Below are 15349 nucleotides of genomic sequence, written 5' to 3'. Positions count from 1 at the left end.
CGCGCGACTTCAGAATTCCTTAAGCCTTCGGCGAAAAGGTCTGCGTCAGCGAAGACAGCTTGGGAGCCGCGAATGGCCTCGGAGATCGTGCAAGGCGCGACACGACGTGCGGAATATTCTTGGCCCTTGATCGGGGCGATCTGCATCCTTTCGGGTATCGGTGCACTGATGCTGTTCGACATTTCGGTCGACATGCCGCTGGTGGGTCTCAGTTCGATCGGCGTTGTGGCCCTTGCCTTGCTTTGGGCATGGCGCGTCCGGCGCGCGCCGCAACAGTCGGCCGATCCGGTTGCGATGATCGACACCTGGATCGCCGGCGATCCGGTTCCGGGCTGTGTCAGCGACGCGTCGGGCGATGTCCTGGCATGCAACGCGGTCGGTACCGAAACGCTGGAGCTGACCACAGGTCAGCGGATCGCGCAGTGCTTTGCGATGGACATCGCCGATCCAGAAAGACTGCGCGCAACACTGCAGGCCGCCGCTGTGGAAAATGGGCACGCCTCGGACCGGGTCATGCGGGGCACCGACAGGATCCTGGTCACCGTGCGTCCGGTGGGCGCATGGTTTCTGTGGCGCTTCGAGACCGAGGATGAGGCCCAGGTTGCGCTGACCGGAACACCGCTGATCTCGCTCGGGCGGCAGGGCGCGGTGTTGTCGATGAACCAGTCCGCGCGCGATCTGATCGGCCAGCGCGCCCGCAATATCGAGCAACTCGTCGCCGATCCCCCGATCGATACCTCGCGGGTCTATGAAGTCCTGACCAAAAGCGGTCCGCGCCCCTTCCAGTTGTCCATCCTGACCGAAAGTCCGGGGCGTCGCGAAGTGGCATTGCTGCCCGTGGCACGCGCCGCGCCTGCGACTGGTGCCGGATTAAAAGATCTGCCGATTGCCCTGCTCAAGGTCACGCCCGAGGGCAAGATCGTCTTCGCCACCAGCGAAGCGCGACGCCTGTTCAACGCGGATGCCGTCGAAGGCAAGCCCGTGGCGCGGTTCATGGAGGGGCTGGGCCGTTCCATCGCCGACTGGCTCGAAGATGCGGCGGCAGGCAAGGGTCTGACACGATCAGAGTTCTTGCGGCTGTCGCGCGATGACCGCGAGATTTTCGTTCAGGTCACACTGGCGCGGGTGCAGGAACAGGGGCGCACTTTGCTGGTGGCGGTTCTGAACGATGCGACCGAGCTGAAAACGCTGGAAGCCCAGTTTGTCCAAAGCCAGAAGATGCAGGCCATCGGTCAGCTTGCGGGCGGTGTCGCACATGATTTCAACAATCTTCTGACAGCGATATCAGGGCATTGCGACCTGATGCTGCTCCGACATGATCCGGGTGACCCGGACTACGGCGACCTTATCCAGATCAACCAGAACGCCAATCGCGCCGCTGGGCTTGTCGGACAACTGCTGGCGTTCTCACGCAAGCAGACGCTGCGTCCCGAAGTGCTCGATCTGCGCGAAACGCTGGCCGATCTGACACATCTGCTCAATCGCCTTGTGGGCGAAAAGACCACTCTGACGCTGCGCCATGACCCGGTATTGCCACCCATCCGCGGGGACCGGCGTCAGCTTGAACAGGTGATCATGAACCTCGTGGTCAACGCGCGCGATGCCATGCCCGAGGGCGGCCGCATCGAGGTCGAGACCGAAACGGTCACCCTCGCCGCACCGCTTGAACGGGAACGCGCAAAGCTCGCCCCCGGTCAGTACGTTGTGGTCAAGGTGACCGACGAGGGCACCGGCATTCCCGCCGACAAGCTGCAAAAAGTGTTCGAGCCATTCTACACCACCAAGCGCCTGGGAGAGGGTACAGGCCTCGGTCTGTCCACCGTTTACGGCATCATCAAGCAGACCGGCGGGTTCATTTTCGTGGATTCGCAGATCGGCAAGGGCACGACGTTCAGCCTTTATTTCCGTGCCTATGACAAACAGGTCGAGCGCCCCAGCGCGCCCGCGCCATTGCCGCAAAAAGTGTCGGCGCGCAGCCGGGATGGCGTCATTCTGCTCGTCGAAGATGAAGCCCCGGTGCGTGCGTTCGCATCGCGGGCCCTGCGACTGCGCGGCTATACGGTCATCGAAGCGGACAGCGCCGAGGCGGCGCTCGACATCCTGTCGGATTCCGCGGTCGAGGTCGATCTCTTTGTCTCGGACGTCATCATGCCGGGTCTCGACGGTCCGACCTGGGTCAAGCAGGCCCGCAAGACCCGACCGGATGTCGGCGTCATCTTCGTTTCAGGATATGCGGAGGATGCGCTCGAGAGAACCGGATCGGACATGATGAACGTGGCGTTCCTGCCCAAACCGTTTTCGCTCAACGCCCTGTCGGAGATGGTCCAGAAGCAACTGGGCTGACGCGATGACGCCCGATAGGGCGGAAAAGCAGGCTCAAACCGGCAGATATTCGACCCTGTCGCCGATATTTCGCGCAGGTGCGGACGCTTCGCGCACCACCAGCGCATTGGCCGCGCCCAACGCCGACAGCAAGCTTGAATCCTGCCGGTCAAAAACGGTTGCCGAGCCATCCTTCACATGCGCCCGCATATAGTGCTCCCGCGGTCCGTTTGCGGGAATGGCAGCCGCCAGCCGGGCCTCGCGACGCGGCGCGGCCATGGCGGGCAATCCTTGCATGGAACGCAAGACCGGTGACACGAACACATGCCCGCACACCATCGCAGACACCGGATTGCCGGGCAGCCCGATCATCATCGCGCCGCCAAGACGCCCCGCCATGAGCGGTTTTCCGGGCCGCATCGCAACCTTGTAGAAGGCCTGCTCGAGGCCCAGCCCACCGGCAACTTCGGCGACCAGATCGTGATCTCCCACCGACGCCCCACCCACCGTCACGACCAGATCGGCATCCTCGACAAGTCCCAACGCCGTCGCGAGCGACGCGCGGTCATCGCGGGCGATGGGCAGGATACGCGCCTCTGCTCCTACAGCGGTGAACAGGGCGGCAAGCCCGTAGGTATTCGAGGCCACGATCTGGTCGGGGCCGGGCGTATCGCCCGGTGCCACCAACTCGTCGCCCGTGGCAATCAAGGCAACGCGCGGTCGGCGCGTGACCCGAACCTCCGCAAGGTTCATCGCCGCAAGCAACGCGACATCGTTGGCCCCCAACACCCGCGGCGCGGCAAGGCGAAAACCGGCGCGGAAATCACATCCCGCAGGACGGATGTTGTCGCCGTGATCCAGTGTCTCCAGGACCGTGATGCGATCTTCGCGGCGCGACACGTCTTCCTGGATGACCACGCGGGCGGCACCGGCGGGCAGGGGCGCGCCGGTGAAGATGCGCACGGCCTCTTCCGGGCCCACAGCGCCGTCAAACCGATGGCCCGCAGCCGATTCGCCGATCACGCGAAAACTGTCGCCCGGTCTGGCCGAAACCACCGCGTAACCATCCATGGCGGATGCCGCAAAGGGCGGCTGATCGCGTCCGGCGATGGCGTCTTCGCGCAGAACCCGGCCAAAGGCTGCCCGCAACTCGACCGTCTCCGTGCCAAGGATGGAAGTCAGGGCGAACAGCGCCTCGAGCGCGGCAGCGACCGAGATCATGGCGCCTCGAAGCGGCCCGATTTGCCACCATCCTTCAATGTCACGCGGATGCCGCCGATTTCCATCGCCTTGTCGACTGCCTTGGCCATGTCATAGACCGTCAAGGCCGCGGTCGTCACGGCGGTCAACGCTTCCATCTCGACGCCGGTCTGACCGGTCGTCTTCACCGTGGCTTCGATGCGAAGGCCCGGCAAGTCCGCATCGGGCGTAATCTCGACGGCGACTTTTGTCACCGGTAGGGGGTGGCACAACGGGATCAACTCGGGCGTCTTTTTTGCCCCCATGATCCCGGCAAGCCGTGCCACGCCAATCACATCGCCCTTTTTTGCGCGGCCCTCGGTAATGATATCAAAGGTTTCGCGCGCCATCTTCACCCAGCCAGCGGCGGTCGCAACGCGCGCGGTCACCGGTTTGTCCGACACATCGACCATGTGTGCCGCGCCCTTGGCGTCGAAATGCGTGAGCCCGTTCGACATCGTCATGCCACCGGATCGGCCAGCAGGGCAATGGTCGCGGCCTCGACATCCGCCTGCCGCATCAGCGATTCACCGATCAGGAAGGACCGAACGCCCACCGCCGCCATCTCGGCCAGGTCAGCGGGCGTCGAAAGTCCCGATTCGGATACGACCAGCGCATCCTCGGGCATCGCGCCGACCAGGCGCCTGGTGGTTTCAAGCGACGTCTCGAAAGTGTGCAGGTTGCGGTTGTTGACCCCGATGAGTTTCGATTTCAGACCTTTCGCCCGCTCAAGCTCCGCCGCGTCATGAACCTCGATCAGCACATCCATACCCCAGTCCATTGCCGTGGCCTCAAGCTCGGCGGCCTGGCCATCCTCGAGAGACGCCATGATCAGCAGGATACAATCGGCGTCCAGCGACCTGGCCTCGACCACCTGATAGGGATCGTAGATGAAGTCCTTGCGGATCGCGGGCAACCGGGTCGCGTTCCGCGCTTCACCGAGGTAGGGCTTGGCCCCCTGGAAACTGGGGCTGTCGGTCAGCACGGACAGGCAGGTCGCGCCGCCGCGTTCATAGGCCCGGGCCAGCGCCGCGGGGTCGAAATCGGCGCGGATCAGGCCTTTCGACGGCGACGCCTTCTTGACCTCGGCGATCAATCCGTAGCCGTTCGTCTGCGCGCGTCGCAGCGCGGCCTCGAAGCCGCGCACCGGGGATGCGGTTTTTGCCGCCGCCTCAAGCCGGTCCTGCGGCATCTTGGCCTTGTCCGCGGCGATTTCCTGCAGCTTGTAGGCCTTGATCTTGTCCAGAATGGTCTCGGTCATGTCCGCGTCCATGCGATTTCGGTGTCGCCCCGAGACCTAAGCCAAGCATTGATCCGGGAAAAGGGCCGCGAGCCGAAAAAGCCCCGTCGGGCCGAAAGCGGCGAGGGGTGCGGGGATTCGAGCACGAGATGCGCATCGCCTGAAATGCAAGGGCGGAAGCCCTGTGCATGCGCGCCCCAAAGCACGAAGGCGCGGGGTCGGTCGGACAATTCGGACAGCACCTCTTCTGTCAGTCGTCGCCAGCCCAGACGTGCGTGTCCGCCGGCCTGCCCGGCCGGTACGGTCAGCGCCGTATTGAGCAGAAGCACGCCCTGTCCGGCCCAGTCAGACAGATCGCAACTCTCACGAACCACTCCCAGATCGGCCTGCAACTCTTTGAATATATTTGATAAGGATCGCGGGATGGGGTGCGTGCCGGGCGCTGCGGAAAAGGCCAGCCCATTGGCGTGATCGGGGGTCGGATACGGGTCCTGGCCCAGGATCACCACGCGCACATCGGCGGGCGAGGCCGCGTTTAGCGCCGCGAAGATCCGGTCGGGCGGCGGCAGGATATCGCGGCCATCCGAGGCAAGCCGGGTGACGATCCCGGGCCAGTCCCGCCGAAAGAACGGAAGATGCGCCCAGGCCGCGGGCACGGTCGGTGGCCTGAATGGCAGCGTCGATGGGTCGCTCACGCGTTCGACAGGCGGGCAAGTGCTTCGATGCGGGATTTTGCAGCCCCGGAATCGATGGATTCGGCGGCCATTTCGGCACCTGCCTTCAGATCGGGCACTTTTTCTGCAACCATCAGGGCCGCCGCGGAATTCAGCAGGACCGCATCGCGATACGCCCCTTCGGCACCCTCCAGCAAGGCGCGGAAGGCCCGGCCGTTTGCCTCGGGCGAGCCGCCCAGGATCGCCTCGAAGGGATGCACAGGCAGTCCCGCCTCTTCGGGGTGGGTCTCGAACTCGCGGATCGCGCCATCCTCCAGCGCGGCCACCCAGCTGATTCCGGCGATCGACAATTCGTCGGTGCCGTCGCTGCCATGGACCAGCCATGCGCGGTCCGAGCCCAGACCCTGCAGGACCTCGGCCATGGGGCGGATCATCTCGCGGGCGAATGCACCGGTAAGTTGCCGGGTGACGCCTGCCGGATTTGTCAATGGTCCCAGTATGTTGAAAATCGTTCTTGTTCCGAGTTCCTGCCGCGTCGGACCGACATGGGCCATCGCCGGATGGTGCATCGGGGCCATCATGAAGCAGATGCCGGCGTCGCGCAGGATGGACTCGACCCGGTCGGCTTCGATCATCACCTTGACGCCCATCTGTGTCAGCGCATCGGCGGCACCCGATTTCGACGACAGGTTGCGGTTGCCGTGCTTGGCGACGGCAACGCCGGCACCGGCCACCACGAAGGCCGTCGCGGTCGAGATGTTGAGCGTGCCCTTGCCGTCACCGCCGGTGCCGACGATGTCCATCGCGCCCGCCGGGGCCACGACCTTGTGGCATTTGGCGCGCATGACGGCGGCGGCGGCGGTGTATTCCGCGACGCTTTCGCCCCGGGTCCGCAGGGCCATCAGGAAGCCTCCGATCTGGCTGGGCGTGGCTTCGCCCTCGAACAGCTGGGTAAAGGCGGTCCGCGCCTCTTCGGCGGTCAGCGCGCGCTCGGCGGCGGTTCCGATCAGCGGCTTCAGAACGTCGCTCATGCCGGGACCGTCAGAAGATCGGTGAAGTTTTTCAACAGCTTGTGTCCATGTTGCGAAGCGATGCTTTCGGGGTGAAACTGCACCCCGTGGATCGGCAGGGTCCTGTGCGACAGCCCCATGATGGTGCCGCAGGCCAGCTCTGCGGTAACTTCGAGACAGTCGGGCAGCGTCGCACGGTCGACCACCAAAGAATGGTAGCGCGTCGCTTCGAAAGGTGAGGGCAGACCGGCAAAGACGCCCGTGCGGGTGTGATGCACGACACCCATCTTGCCGTGCACGATCTCGTCGTGGCGCTGCACCCGGCCCCCGAATGCCTGACCGATGGTCTGGTGCCCGAGGCAGACCCCCAGCAGCGGCGTTGCGGTCTCGGCGGCGGCGGCGGTCAGGGCCAGGCAGATGCCCGCCTGATCGGGATCGCAGGGGCCCGGTGACAGCAGAATGCCCGCCGGTCGCATCGCCATCGCGGCCTGAACGTCGAGCGCGTCATTCCGGCGCACCACGACCTCGGTGCCCAATTCACCCAGGTAATGAACGAGGTTGTAGGTGAAACTGTCGTAATTATCGATCAGAAGAAGCATGCGCGCGCCTGTTTTCGCCGGTTTCGGCCCCCTTGGGGGCTGGCCCGGTCGGGAGAAGTTCCGGTATAGATGGGCCGAGCGGTCCGGTGAGGTCAAGGGCAGGGGCATGACGCCCCGGTCCAGACCCGCAAGAAGTCCGCAGGACAGGCCCGGTCGGGCCGAGACAGGCAAAAGACGAAGGATCGAGCGATGGCGCGCGGATTTCTGACAGGGGCAGCGACTGGGCTGGTGATCTCGGTGGCGGCGGCGGCAGGGCTGTCGATCTTGATGGGGTATCCCACGCCGCCCGACGGCGTTCTTCCCGAACCGGATGTGGCCACCGGCGACGTGACCGAAGGCCGCGCCCCCGAGGCCGTGTCGGATGTCGGCGATGCGCCGTCCGGCGAGACGACGCCCGCGACACCGCAACAAGGCACCGCCGCCGGTCTGAACCCGCCCGGCGCGGATGCGCCGATCCCGGAGGGCACGGACACCCAGCCCGCCGCGGCACCGAACGTCGCCGGGGCGGGCTCGGCGATGGACGCCCCGGCGGCATCGGGGGGCACGGCGGACATCTCGGTGTCGACCGACATGCCCCGGATCGAGACTACCCCGGGGCAAGGCCCGGCGGCGCCCGTCGCCGAGACGGAGTTGTCGATCTCGACCGACCCGGCCCAGCCGCCACTGCCGGACATGCCGGATGACGGATCGGCATTTGCGCCCCCGGCACCGGCGACAGAGGACGCGGCACCGGAACCTCCGACCGCGATGGCGGATGCGACCGACACGCCCGATGTGCCTGCATCGCTGCCCGACGTGTCGGCTGGGGGTGATGCGGTCCCGTCGGAAACCGCAGCGCCAGAGCCCATGGGGAATGCCGACGCCGCAGCATCCCCGGCAAGCACGGGGGCCGGTGGCGACGCGGCCGCGACTGCCGAACCGACCGCCACGACCGACGACATTGCCGCGCTGGCCCCGCAAGCGCCCGCATCGCCCTCTGCGGCGGCGCCGGACCCCTCTGCCGACAACCCCATCCTCAGCGCCCCGGCACGGCCTTTGACCGAACGGGCGGATGCCGCGCGCAGCACACGGCTTCCGACCATCGGTGCGGCGCCCGCGACCGGGCCGGACACGGATGCACCCGCCCAAGGTGCGGCCGCCGATCCGGACGCGCTGCCCCCGTTCAAGCGGTATGCCGCGAACATCGACGCGCCCCCCGGGACACCGCGCATGGCGATCATCCTGATCGACGACGGCAAGGGGCCGCTTGGACCCGAGGCGCTCAATGCGTTTCCGTTTCCGGTGACCTTCGCGGTCGATCCCGGTGCGCCCGATGCGGCCGCGCGCATGGCAGGCTACCGCGAAAAGGGTTTCGAGGTGCTGGCCCTTGTCGACATGCCCGAAGGCGCGCGGGCCAGCGATGTCGAGATCGCCTTCGAGGCCGCGTTGCAAAGCCTGAAAGAGGTGGTGGGCGTGCTGGAAGGACCAAGCGCCGGATTGCAGGGCGCGCGCGCGGTATCGGAACAGGTCGCGGCCTATCTCGCGGCATCCGGGCACGGGCTGGTGATGCAGGGGCAGGGGCTGAACACCGCCACCTCGCTGGCGCAGCGCGAAGGGGTGCCCGCCGGTGCGATTTTCCGCGATATCGACGGCGACAATCAGGACCCGGGCATGCAGCGTCGTCTGCTCGACCGCGTCGCGTTGCGCGCGCGACAGGACGGCGAGGTGATCGCGCTGGGGCGGCTCAAGGCCGATACGGTCTCGGCGTTGCTGCTCTGGGGGTTGCAGGACCGTGCGAACGAACTGGCGTTGGTGCCGATTTCGGGCGTCATCGCGCCGGACTGAGCGGCAGGCAGCGTCGGGAAGGCGACGGATTGCGCATCCCGGGGCGTCTGCGGACCGATGGGCACGCCGCTCAGGTCCGTGCCCAATGCCGCAGCGTCGTTTCAAGATCGCCATAGCCGGTCGCCCGCCGCTCGAACGTCAGTCCGAGACGCGCCGCACAGGTCCGGGCGATCTCGGTCAGGGCCGGATCATCGGTCTGCGCCTGATAGACAAGGGTTTCGTAATTGCCGAAATACATGTCGCGCAACTCGGGGTGCCGGTCGAGGCCGAGCGGCTTCCACACAAAGGCATCGAATTGCCGCACGAGAAAATCGGTGAGGTAGAAGGCCGTGGCCTCGTCGCGGGCGGCAAATTCCGCGTTTCCCTCGAAAAAGCTGTAGCAATGCGGGCCCGCGATCATGTCGATGCCCATCTCGTCACAAGCCGCCTGCAACAGCCCGCCGGTGCCGCAATCGCCGTAGACCACGAAGACGCGCTGATAATCGGCGCGCCGCGCATCGACCAGCGCGCGCACGGCAGGGGTGATCTTGTCGGGGGTGTTGTGAAGGATCGCGGGCAGGCAGTGCAGATCGAGGTGATCCCACCGATTCGCGGCCTTGAGATCAAGGATCTCGCGCGCCAAGGCACCACAGGCGATCAGCAGGATCCGACCACTTCCACGCGCCTCAAGGCCTGCGTCGCGCAGCGTGACGTCGTCAGCCGTGACTGTCGTCATAGGGCACGTGCCCAAGGCCCCAACGGGCCAGAACGCCCAGAACCAGAAGTACCGGCAACACCGCCAGAAGACCGAACGCGCTCATGGCCCAGACGGTCAATGCCGCGGCGGCCACGACCAGAAGAATGGTGAGTGCGAAGGATGTGACAGGCATGATCGCTCCTTTTCCTGTCTTCAATATGGGTCACAAAGGTTAAAAGAAAAAGCCCCATCCACGAGGATAGGGCCTTTGGGCGGGTTTCAGTCACCCAGAGGTGATAATCACCCGGCAGCGCGTTGATTGTGTCGCCGCGCCACGAGATCCTTGGCGGTATCCACCGCGACGGCGGCATCGCGGCAATAAGCATCGGCGCCGATGGCCTTGCCGAACTCTTCGTTCAGCGGCGCGCCCCCGACCAGAACGATGTATTCGTCGCGAATGCCCTTTTCCTTCAGGGTGTCGATCACAACCTTCATATAGGGCATGGTCGTGGTCAGCAGCGCCGACATCCCAAGGATGTCCGGCTGCTCTTTCTCGATCGCCTCGAGATAGCTTTCCACGGCGTTGTTGATGCCGAGATCCACCACCTCGAAGCCTGCGCCTTCCATCATCATCGACACCAGGTTCTTGCCGATGTCGTGAATGTCGCCCTTGACCGTGCCGATCACCATCTTGCCCATGCGCGGTGCGCCGGTTTCGGCCAGAAGCGGCTTGAGGATGGCCATGCCGCCCTTCATCGCGTTGGCGGCCAGCAGCACTTCGGGCACAAACAGGATACCGTCGCGGAAATCGCGGCCGACGATGGTCATGCCCGCGACCAGTGCCTCGGTCAGCACCTTGTAGGGGGCCCAGCCGCGTCCGAGCAGGATGTTCACGCCCTCCTCGATCTCTTCCTTGAGACCGTCATAGAGGTCGTCGTGCATCTGCGGCACGAGTTCCTCGTCGGAGAGGTCAGAGAGGATCAGATCGTCTTCTTCGTCAGACATGTGCCACGGCCTTTTGCATGGGCGCAGACACAATGGCTGCGCCGCCTTGAATATGAGTCTTGTGGGCATTTCCACAAGGATTAGCGCCAGATTGCGACCGAGATGGCCCTGCAACCGACCTTTTCGCTGGTCCAGCGCCGAAAGCGGCCACGAAACCGTTGCGAATGTTCCTGCTTCGTTCTATTTTCGCGACATGAGCCGTCACCAGACCCATATCCCGCCCGAGGCCCGGCGCGGGCGCGGCACGGCAAGCCGCGATGCCGGTCGGTTCGAGAGGTTCAGCCGGGCCGACGCGCATGACGGCTGGGACATCCCAGAAGAGAGGCACGTCGAGCGCACCATCGTCAGCGACGAGGTGCCACGCAGCCTGATCAACTATACCCGGTCGCCGGATCTGCCCTTCGACCGCACGATCAACCCGTATCGTGGTTGCGAACACGGGTGCGTCTATTGCTTCGCGCGGCCCAGCCACGCCTATCTCGGTCTGTCGCCGGGGCTCGATTTCGAGACGCGGCTGATCGCCCGTCCCACCGCGCCCGAGGTGCTGGCCCGCGAATTGCGCGCGCGGTCCTATGCGCCCGCGACCATCGCCATCGGCACCAATACCGACCCCTACCAACCGATCGAGAAAGCGCGCGGGATCATGCGGGCGATCCTTCAGGTGCTGCGCGATCACCGCCATCCGGTGGCTGTCGTCACCAAGGGCGCGCTGATCGAGCGTGACATCGACATCCTGTCCGAGATGGCGGCACTGGGGCTGGCGCGGGTCGGCATTTCGGTAACAACGCTGGATGCGCGGCTTTCGCGCCGGATGGAGCCGCGCGTACCCGCGCCCGCCCGCCGTCTCGCCACCATCCGCCGCCTGACCGATGCGGGTATCCCGGTGCGGTTGATGGCGTCGCCCCTGGTGCCCGCGCTGACCGACCCCGAGCTTGAGGCGATCCTCGCGGCGGGGCGCGATGCCGGGGCCGATGCGGCCAGCTGGATCATGCTGCGCCTGCCGCGCGAGGTGGCGCCGCTTTGGCAGGACTGGCTCGAGACGCATTACCCGGACCGGGCCGCGCGAGTCATGGCGCGGCTGCGCGAAATGCACGGCGGCAAGGTCTATTCGTCCGAATGGCACAAGCGGATGCGCGGCGAGGGGCACTATGCCCGGATCATCGCGCAGCGCTTTGCACTGGCGACGCGCCGCCTCGGCCTCGATGGGGCGACCGCGCCGCTGCGCACGGATCTGTTCCGCATTCCGCCGCGTGCGGGGGACCAGTTGAGCCTGTTCTGAGCGCATCAGCCCCGGCGGCGACGGCGCGCGTTCTCGCGTTTGCCGGCACCCTCCTGCGGCCCGGTGCCATCGCTTGCCGACGAGAAACCGCCGATCCGGGCCTCGATGGTCTCGAGCGTCGGGGCGTCGCCGCGCGGCCGGGTTTCGAGCGCCTTGCGCATCGCGCGCAGGTGTTCGGGCATGGTGCCGCAACAGCCGCCGATGATCGTCGCCCCCGCATCGCGCGCCAGGACGGCGTATTCGCCCATCAGCTCGGGCGTGCCGTCATAGTGGATATGCCCGTCGTGAAAGCGCGGAATGCCCGCATTGCCTTTGGCGATGACCGGAAGCGTGGGGTGTTCGGCGGCAAAGCCCAGCACGGTGCGCAACAGATCCGACGCACCGACGCCGCAGTTCGCCCCGAAGGCCAGCGGCGGGTTCGGCAGGCCTTGCACCATGGCCACCATGTCCGACGAGGTCAGGCCCATCATGGTGCGCCCGGCGGTATCGAAACTCATGGTGCCGCACCAGGGCATGTCGGCCAGCGCGAAGGCCTCGGCGGCGGCCCTGTATTCCTCGGGCGCCGAGATCGTCTCGACCCAGAGCACATCGACTCCGCCATCCTTCAGCGCCTCGGCCTGTTCGTGGAACATCGCGACCGCGTCTTCGTGGCTGAGCGATCCCACCGGCTGCATGATATCGCCCGTCGGCCCGACCGATCCTGCCACCACGACCGGGCGGCCTGCCGCATCGGCAATCTCGCGACCCAGACCGGCGGCGGCCATGTTCAGCTCGCGCACCCGGTTCTGTCCGTCATGCAGCTTGAGCCGCGAGGCATTGCCGCCGAAGGAATTGGTCAGGAAGATATCCGACCCGGCATCGACCGCGCCCTTGTAGAGCGCGCGGATCTTGTCGGGCGCATCGACGTTCCAGAACTCGGGTGACTCGCCCGAAGACAGGCCCATGTTGAACAGGTTCGTGCCCGTCGCCCCGTCGGCCATCAGCCAGTCGCGGGTTTCGAGAAGTTTCGAGAGGGCGTTTGTCATGGATTCCGGGCTTTCGGCTGGCTGCATCGATTGCCCCTCTGCCCGATCACCGGGCCTGAAGCAAATTCATAATGTTCAAGATGATCTTGAGGCAGGGCGTGAAAGCACAGCCATCATCGCGATGTGCCCGGTGTCGCGCATGCCGCGCGTGATCCTTTGGTGCCGCGTCGCGACGCGGCACCAGGCTTGCGGGTCATCGACCCCGTCCGAATCGCTCAGTGCTCGTTGACAAGCTGACCTTTGGCCACAACCAGCAGTTCGGCCATCTTGGCGCGCACTTCCTCGGGCGAGGATTTGTCGCCCAGATCGCCCGCCACCTTGCGCACCACATCCTCGTGGCCCGCCTCCTCGAAATCCGCCTTCACCACCTCCTTGGCGTAGGCGGCGGCGTCGTCGCCGGTCCGGCCGAGTTTTTCGGCGGCCCAGAGCCCGACAAGCTTGTTGCGCCGCGCCTCGGCGCGGAACTGCATCTCTGCATCGTGGGCGAACTTGTTTTCGAACGCGCGCTCGCGATCGTCGAATGTGGTCATGGCGGATCTCCAGATAAACGTTCGGAATGAACCTAGGCCGAGTGGGCCGGTGCCTGCAAGGCGACAGGGCACCGCGCTTGCGGGAAATCTGGGCATGGACTAAAGGAGCCGCAACAGGTGCGCAGGGCATGCTCTTGCGCCGAACCCCGGTTTTTCGAAAGGGCCCGCATGGCACGCCGCAAGAAAATCTACGAAGGCAAGGCGAAGATTCTCTATGAAGGCCCGCGTCCAGGCACCATCGTGCAGTATTTCAAGGACGACGCGACCGCGTTCAACGCCGAGAAACGCGCGGTGATCGACGGCAAGGGCGTGCTGAACAACCGGCTGTCGGAATTTTTCATGACCGGCCTCAACCAGATCGGGGTGCCGACGCATTTCATCGAACGGCTGAACATGCGCGAGCAACTGGTGCGCAGCTGCGAGATCATCCCGCTGGAGATCGTGGTCCGCAACGTTGCCGCCGGATCGATGTCGAAACGTCTGGGCATCGAGGAGGGCACGCCGCTGTCGCGCCCCATCGTCGAATATTACTACAAGGACGACGAACTGGGCGATCCGCTGGTCACCGAGGAACATATCGCCGCCTTCGGCTGGGCCAGCCAGCAGGACATGGACGACGTTCTGAGCCTGGCGCTGCGGGTCAACGACTTCATGTCGGGCGTGATGATGGCGGTCGGCATCCGGCTGGTGGACTTCAAGATCGAGATCGGCCGGGTTTTCGACGGCGACTTCCAGCGGCTGATCATCGCCGACGAAATCTCGCCCGACAGCTGTCGGTTGTGGGATATCGAGACCGGGCAGAAGCTCGACAAGGATGTGTTCCGCCGCGATCTGGGCAATCTGACCGACGCCTATACCGAGGTCGCGCGCCGTCTCGGCGTGATGCCCAAGAACAGCCAGCCGATCACCAAACCGACGCTCATCAACTGATATCCGCGCACCCGGGCCGACCCGGGCGCATGCGTATTTGGAAAATGGAAAAGACAAGGGGCTTCGCGCCATGAAGGCAAAAGTGCACGTAATGCTGAAGGATGGCGTTCTCGATCCGCAGGGCGAGGCGGTGCGGCACGCGCTGGGTAGTCTGGGCTTCTCGGGCATTCATGGCGTCCGCCAGGGCAAGGTGATCGAGCTTGATCTCGAGGACGGCACCCCGGAGGCCACCATCGAGGAGATGTGCCGCAAGCTTCTGGCCAATACGGTGATCGAAAGCTACCGCATCGAGGTGGTGTGATGCGCGCCGCGGTTCTGGTTTTTCCCGGCTCCAACTGCGACCGTGACCTCGCGGTTGCGTTTCGCGCGGCGGGATTCGACACCGAGATGGTCTGGCACAAGGACACCGCGCTGCCCGATGGGATCGATATGGTCGGTGTGCCGGGCGGATTTTCCTATGGTGACTACCTGCGCTGCGGTGCCATCGCGGCGAACTCGCCCATCTGCCGCGCGCTGGTGCGCCATGCGGAGCGCGGCGGGTACGTCTTCGGGCCCTGCAACGGCTTTCAGATCCTGACCGAAACCGGGCTTCTGCCGGGGGCGCTGTTGCGCAATGCGGGTCTGAAATACATCTGCCGCACCGTCGGGCTGGAGGTCGCGACCACCGACAGCGTGTTTACCCGGGGCTATGCGGCGGGCGAAGAGATCCGGATCCCGATCGCGCATCACGACGGCAATTATTTCGCCGATGCGGCGACGCTGGACCGGCTCGAGGGCGCGGACCGTGTGGCGTTCCGGTATTGCGACAACATCAACGGCTCGCAGCGGGCGATCGCGGGCATCCTGTCGGAGAACCGGCGGATCCTCGGCATGATGCCGCATCCCGAGCGGGCCGCCGAGCCGGGCCATGGCAACACCGATGGTCAGCGCCTTTTCGCCCATTTGACCGAGGCGCTGGCGACAGCCTGACTTGTGGCGGCGGCGCGGCCCCCGTAT

The 15349-nt window shown here is 65.5% G+C and carries 17 protein-coding genes; 6 read left to right on the top strand and 11 right to left on the bottom strand.

The annotated features are described in order from the left end of the window. Positions 1 to 72 precede the first annotated feature (72 nt). A complete protein-coding gene (locus ACXYMN_RS03325) occupies positions 73 to 2343 on the top strand; it encodes a hybrid sensor histidine kinase/response regulator (protein WP_459012006.1) in 2271 nt (756 codons plus the stop codon). A gap of 33 nt (positions 2344 to 2376) precedes the next feature. Here the strand turns inward: ACXYMN_RS03325 and ACXYMN_RS03320 are convergent, their stop codons facing one another. The 6 genes from ACXYMN_RS03320 to ACXYMN_RS03295 are packed head-to-tail and all read right to left on the bottom strand — an operon-like array spanning position 2377 to position 7084. Further along, positions 2377 to 3543, bottom strand: a complete 1167-nt coding sequence (locus tag ACXYMN_RS03320; protein ID WP_459012005.1) for a molybdopterin molybdotransferase MoeA — start codon at positions 3541 to 3543, stop codon at positions 2377 to 2379. Then, positions 3540 to 4019 carry a cyclic pyranopterin monophosphate synthase MoaC gene (gene moaC, locus ACXYMN_RS03315; RefSeq protein ID WP_459012004.1) on the bottom strand — a complete coding sequence of 160 codons (480 nt, stop codon included), beginning with the start codon at positions 4017 to 4019 and terminating at the stop codon, positions 3540 to 3542. The genes ACXYMN_RS03320 and moaC overlap by 4 nt, the downstream gene beginning before the upstream one ends. Before the next feature lie 2 nt (positions 4020 to 4021). Further along, positions 4022 to 4822 carry an indole-3-glycerol phosphate synthase TrpC gene (trpC, locus tag ACXYMN_RS03310; RefSeq protein WP_459012003.1) on the bottom strand — a complete coding sequence of 267 codons (801 nt, stop codon included), beginning with the start codon at positions 4820 to 4822 and terminating at the stop codon, positions 4022 to 4024. Beyond that, on the bottom strand, positions 4819 to 5457 hold the full coding sequence (locus ACXYMN_RS03305) for a uracil-DNA glycosylase (protein ID WP_459012002.1): 639 nt from the start codon (positions 5455 to 5457) through the stop codon (positions 4819 to 4821). Before ACXYMN_RS03305 ends, trpC begins: the two co-directional genes overlap by 4 nt. A gap of 35 nt (positions 5458 to 5492) precedes the next feature. Next, positions 5493 to 6506 (bottom strand): anthranilate phosphoribosyltransferase, encoded by a 1014-nt coding sequence (trpD, locus tag ACXYMN_RS03300; protein WP_459012001.1) that lies wholly within the window; start codon positions 6504 to 6506, stop codon positions 5493 to 5495. After that, positions 6503 to 7084 carry an anthranilate synthase component II gene (locus tag ACXYMN_RS03295; protein ID WP_459011999.1) on the bottom strand — a complete coding sequence of 194 codons (582 nt, stop codon included), beginning with the start codon at positions 7082 to 7084 and terminating at the stop codon, positions 6503 to 6505. Before ACXYMN_RS03295 ends, trpD begins: the two co-directional genes overlap by 4 nt. Positions 7085 to 7273: 189 nt before the next feature. On the opposite strand from ACXYMN_RS03295, the gene ACXYMN_RS03290 reads away from it, so the two are divergent. After that, positions 7274 to 8908 (top strand): divergent polysaccharide deacetylase family protein, encoded by a 1635-nt coding sequence (locus ACXYMN_RS03290; protein ID WP_459011998.1) that lies wholly within the window; start codon positions 7274 to 7276, stop codon positions 8906 to 8908. A gap of 70 nt (positions 8909 to 8978) precedes the next feature. Here the strand turns inward: ACXYMN_RS03290 and ACXYMN_RS03285 are convergent, their stop codons facing one another. The 3 genes from ACXYMN_RS03285 to ACXYMN_RS03275 all read right to left on the bottom strand — a co-directional run bounded on the left by ACXYMN_RS03285 (position 8979) and on the right by ACXYMN_RS03275 (position 10589). Beyond that, complete coding sequence (locus ACXYMN_RS03285) at positions 8979 to 9623, bottom strand: DUF1638 domain-containing protein (protein WP_459011997.1); 645 nt, start codon at positions 9621 to 9623, stop codon at positions 8979 to 8981. Beyond that, positions 9604 to 9777 carry a hypothetical protein gene (locus tag ACXYMN_RS03280; protein WP_459011996.1) on the bottom strand — a complete coding sequence of 58 codons (174 nt, stop codon included), beginning with the start codon at positions 9775 to 9777 and terminating at the stop codon, positions 9604 to 9606. Before ACXYMN_RS03280 ends, ACXYMN_RS03285 begins: the two co-directional genes overlap by 20 nt. Before the next feature lie 107 nt (positions 9778 to 9884). Next, complete coding sequence (locus ACXYMN_RS03275) at positions 9885 to 10589, bottom strand: corrinoid protein (protein ID WP_459011995.1); 705 nt, start codon at positions 10587 to 10589, stop codon at positions 9885 to 9887. 193 nt (positions 10590 to 10782) lie between these two features. Between ACXYMN_RS03275 and ACXYMN_RS03270 the strand changes: the two genes are divergently transcribed. Beyond that, the gene (locus ACXYMN_RS03270; RefSeq protein WP_459011993.1) at positions 10783 to 11868 is read left to right on the top strand and encodes a PA0069 family radical SAM protein; all 1086 of its coding nucleotides are present in this window, start codon (positions 10783 to 10785) and stop codon (positions 11866 to 11868) included. A gap of 5 nt (positions 11869 to 11873) precedes the next feature. On the opposite strand, the gene bmt is transcribed toward ACXYMN_RS03270, so the two are convergent. Together bmt and ACXYMN_RS03260 are read right to left on the bottom strand one after the other, a co-directional pair. Beyond that, entirely contained in the window at positions 11874 to 12893 is a 1020-nt protein-coding gene (bmt, locus tag ACXYMN_RS03265) for a betaine--homocysteine S-methyltransferase (protein ID WP_459011991.1), read from the bottom strand. A 215-nt stretch (positions 12894 to 13108) separates the two neighbouring features. Further along, complete coding sequence (locus ACXYMN_RS03260) at positions 13109 to 13423, bottom strand: DUF1476 domain-containing protein (RefSeq protein WP_459011989.1); 315 nt, start codon at positions 13421 to 13423, stop codon at positions 13109 to 13111. A gap of 168 nt (positions 13424 to 13591) precedes the next feature. Between ACXYMN_RS03260 and purC the strand changes: the two genes are divergently transcribed. The 3 genes from purC to purQ all read left to right on the top strand — a co-directional run bounded on the left by purC (position 13592) and on the right by purQ (position 15322). Then, positions 13592 to 14353 (top strand): phosphoribosylaminoimidazolesuccinocarboxamide synthase, encoded by a 762-nt coding sequence (gene purC / locus ACXYMN_RS03255; RefSeq protein WP_459011987.1) that lies wholly within the window; start codon positions 13592 to 13594, stop codon positions 14351 to 14353. 70 nt (positions 14354 to 14423) lie between these two features. Further along, a complete protein-coding gene (gene purS, locus ACXYMN_RS03250) occupies positions 14424 to 14654 on the top strand; it encodes a phosphoribosylformylglycinamidine synthase subunit PurS (RefSeq protein WP_459011986.1) in 231 nt (76 codons plus the stop codon). Next, complete coding sequence (purQ, locus tag ACXYMN_RS03245) at positions 14654 to 15322, top strand: phosphoribosylformylglycinamidine synthase subunit PurQ (protein WP_459011984.1); 669 nt, start codon at positions 14654 to 14656, stop codon at positions 15320 to 15322. The genes purS and purQ overlap by 1 nt, the downstream gene beginning before the upstream one ends. Positions 15323 to 15349: the final 27 nt, after the last annotated feature.

The organism is Roseivivax sp. CAU 1753 (assembly GCF_054482575.1).
This window is presented reverse-complemented; position numbering and strand designations above follow the sequence as displayed.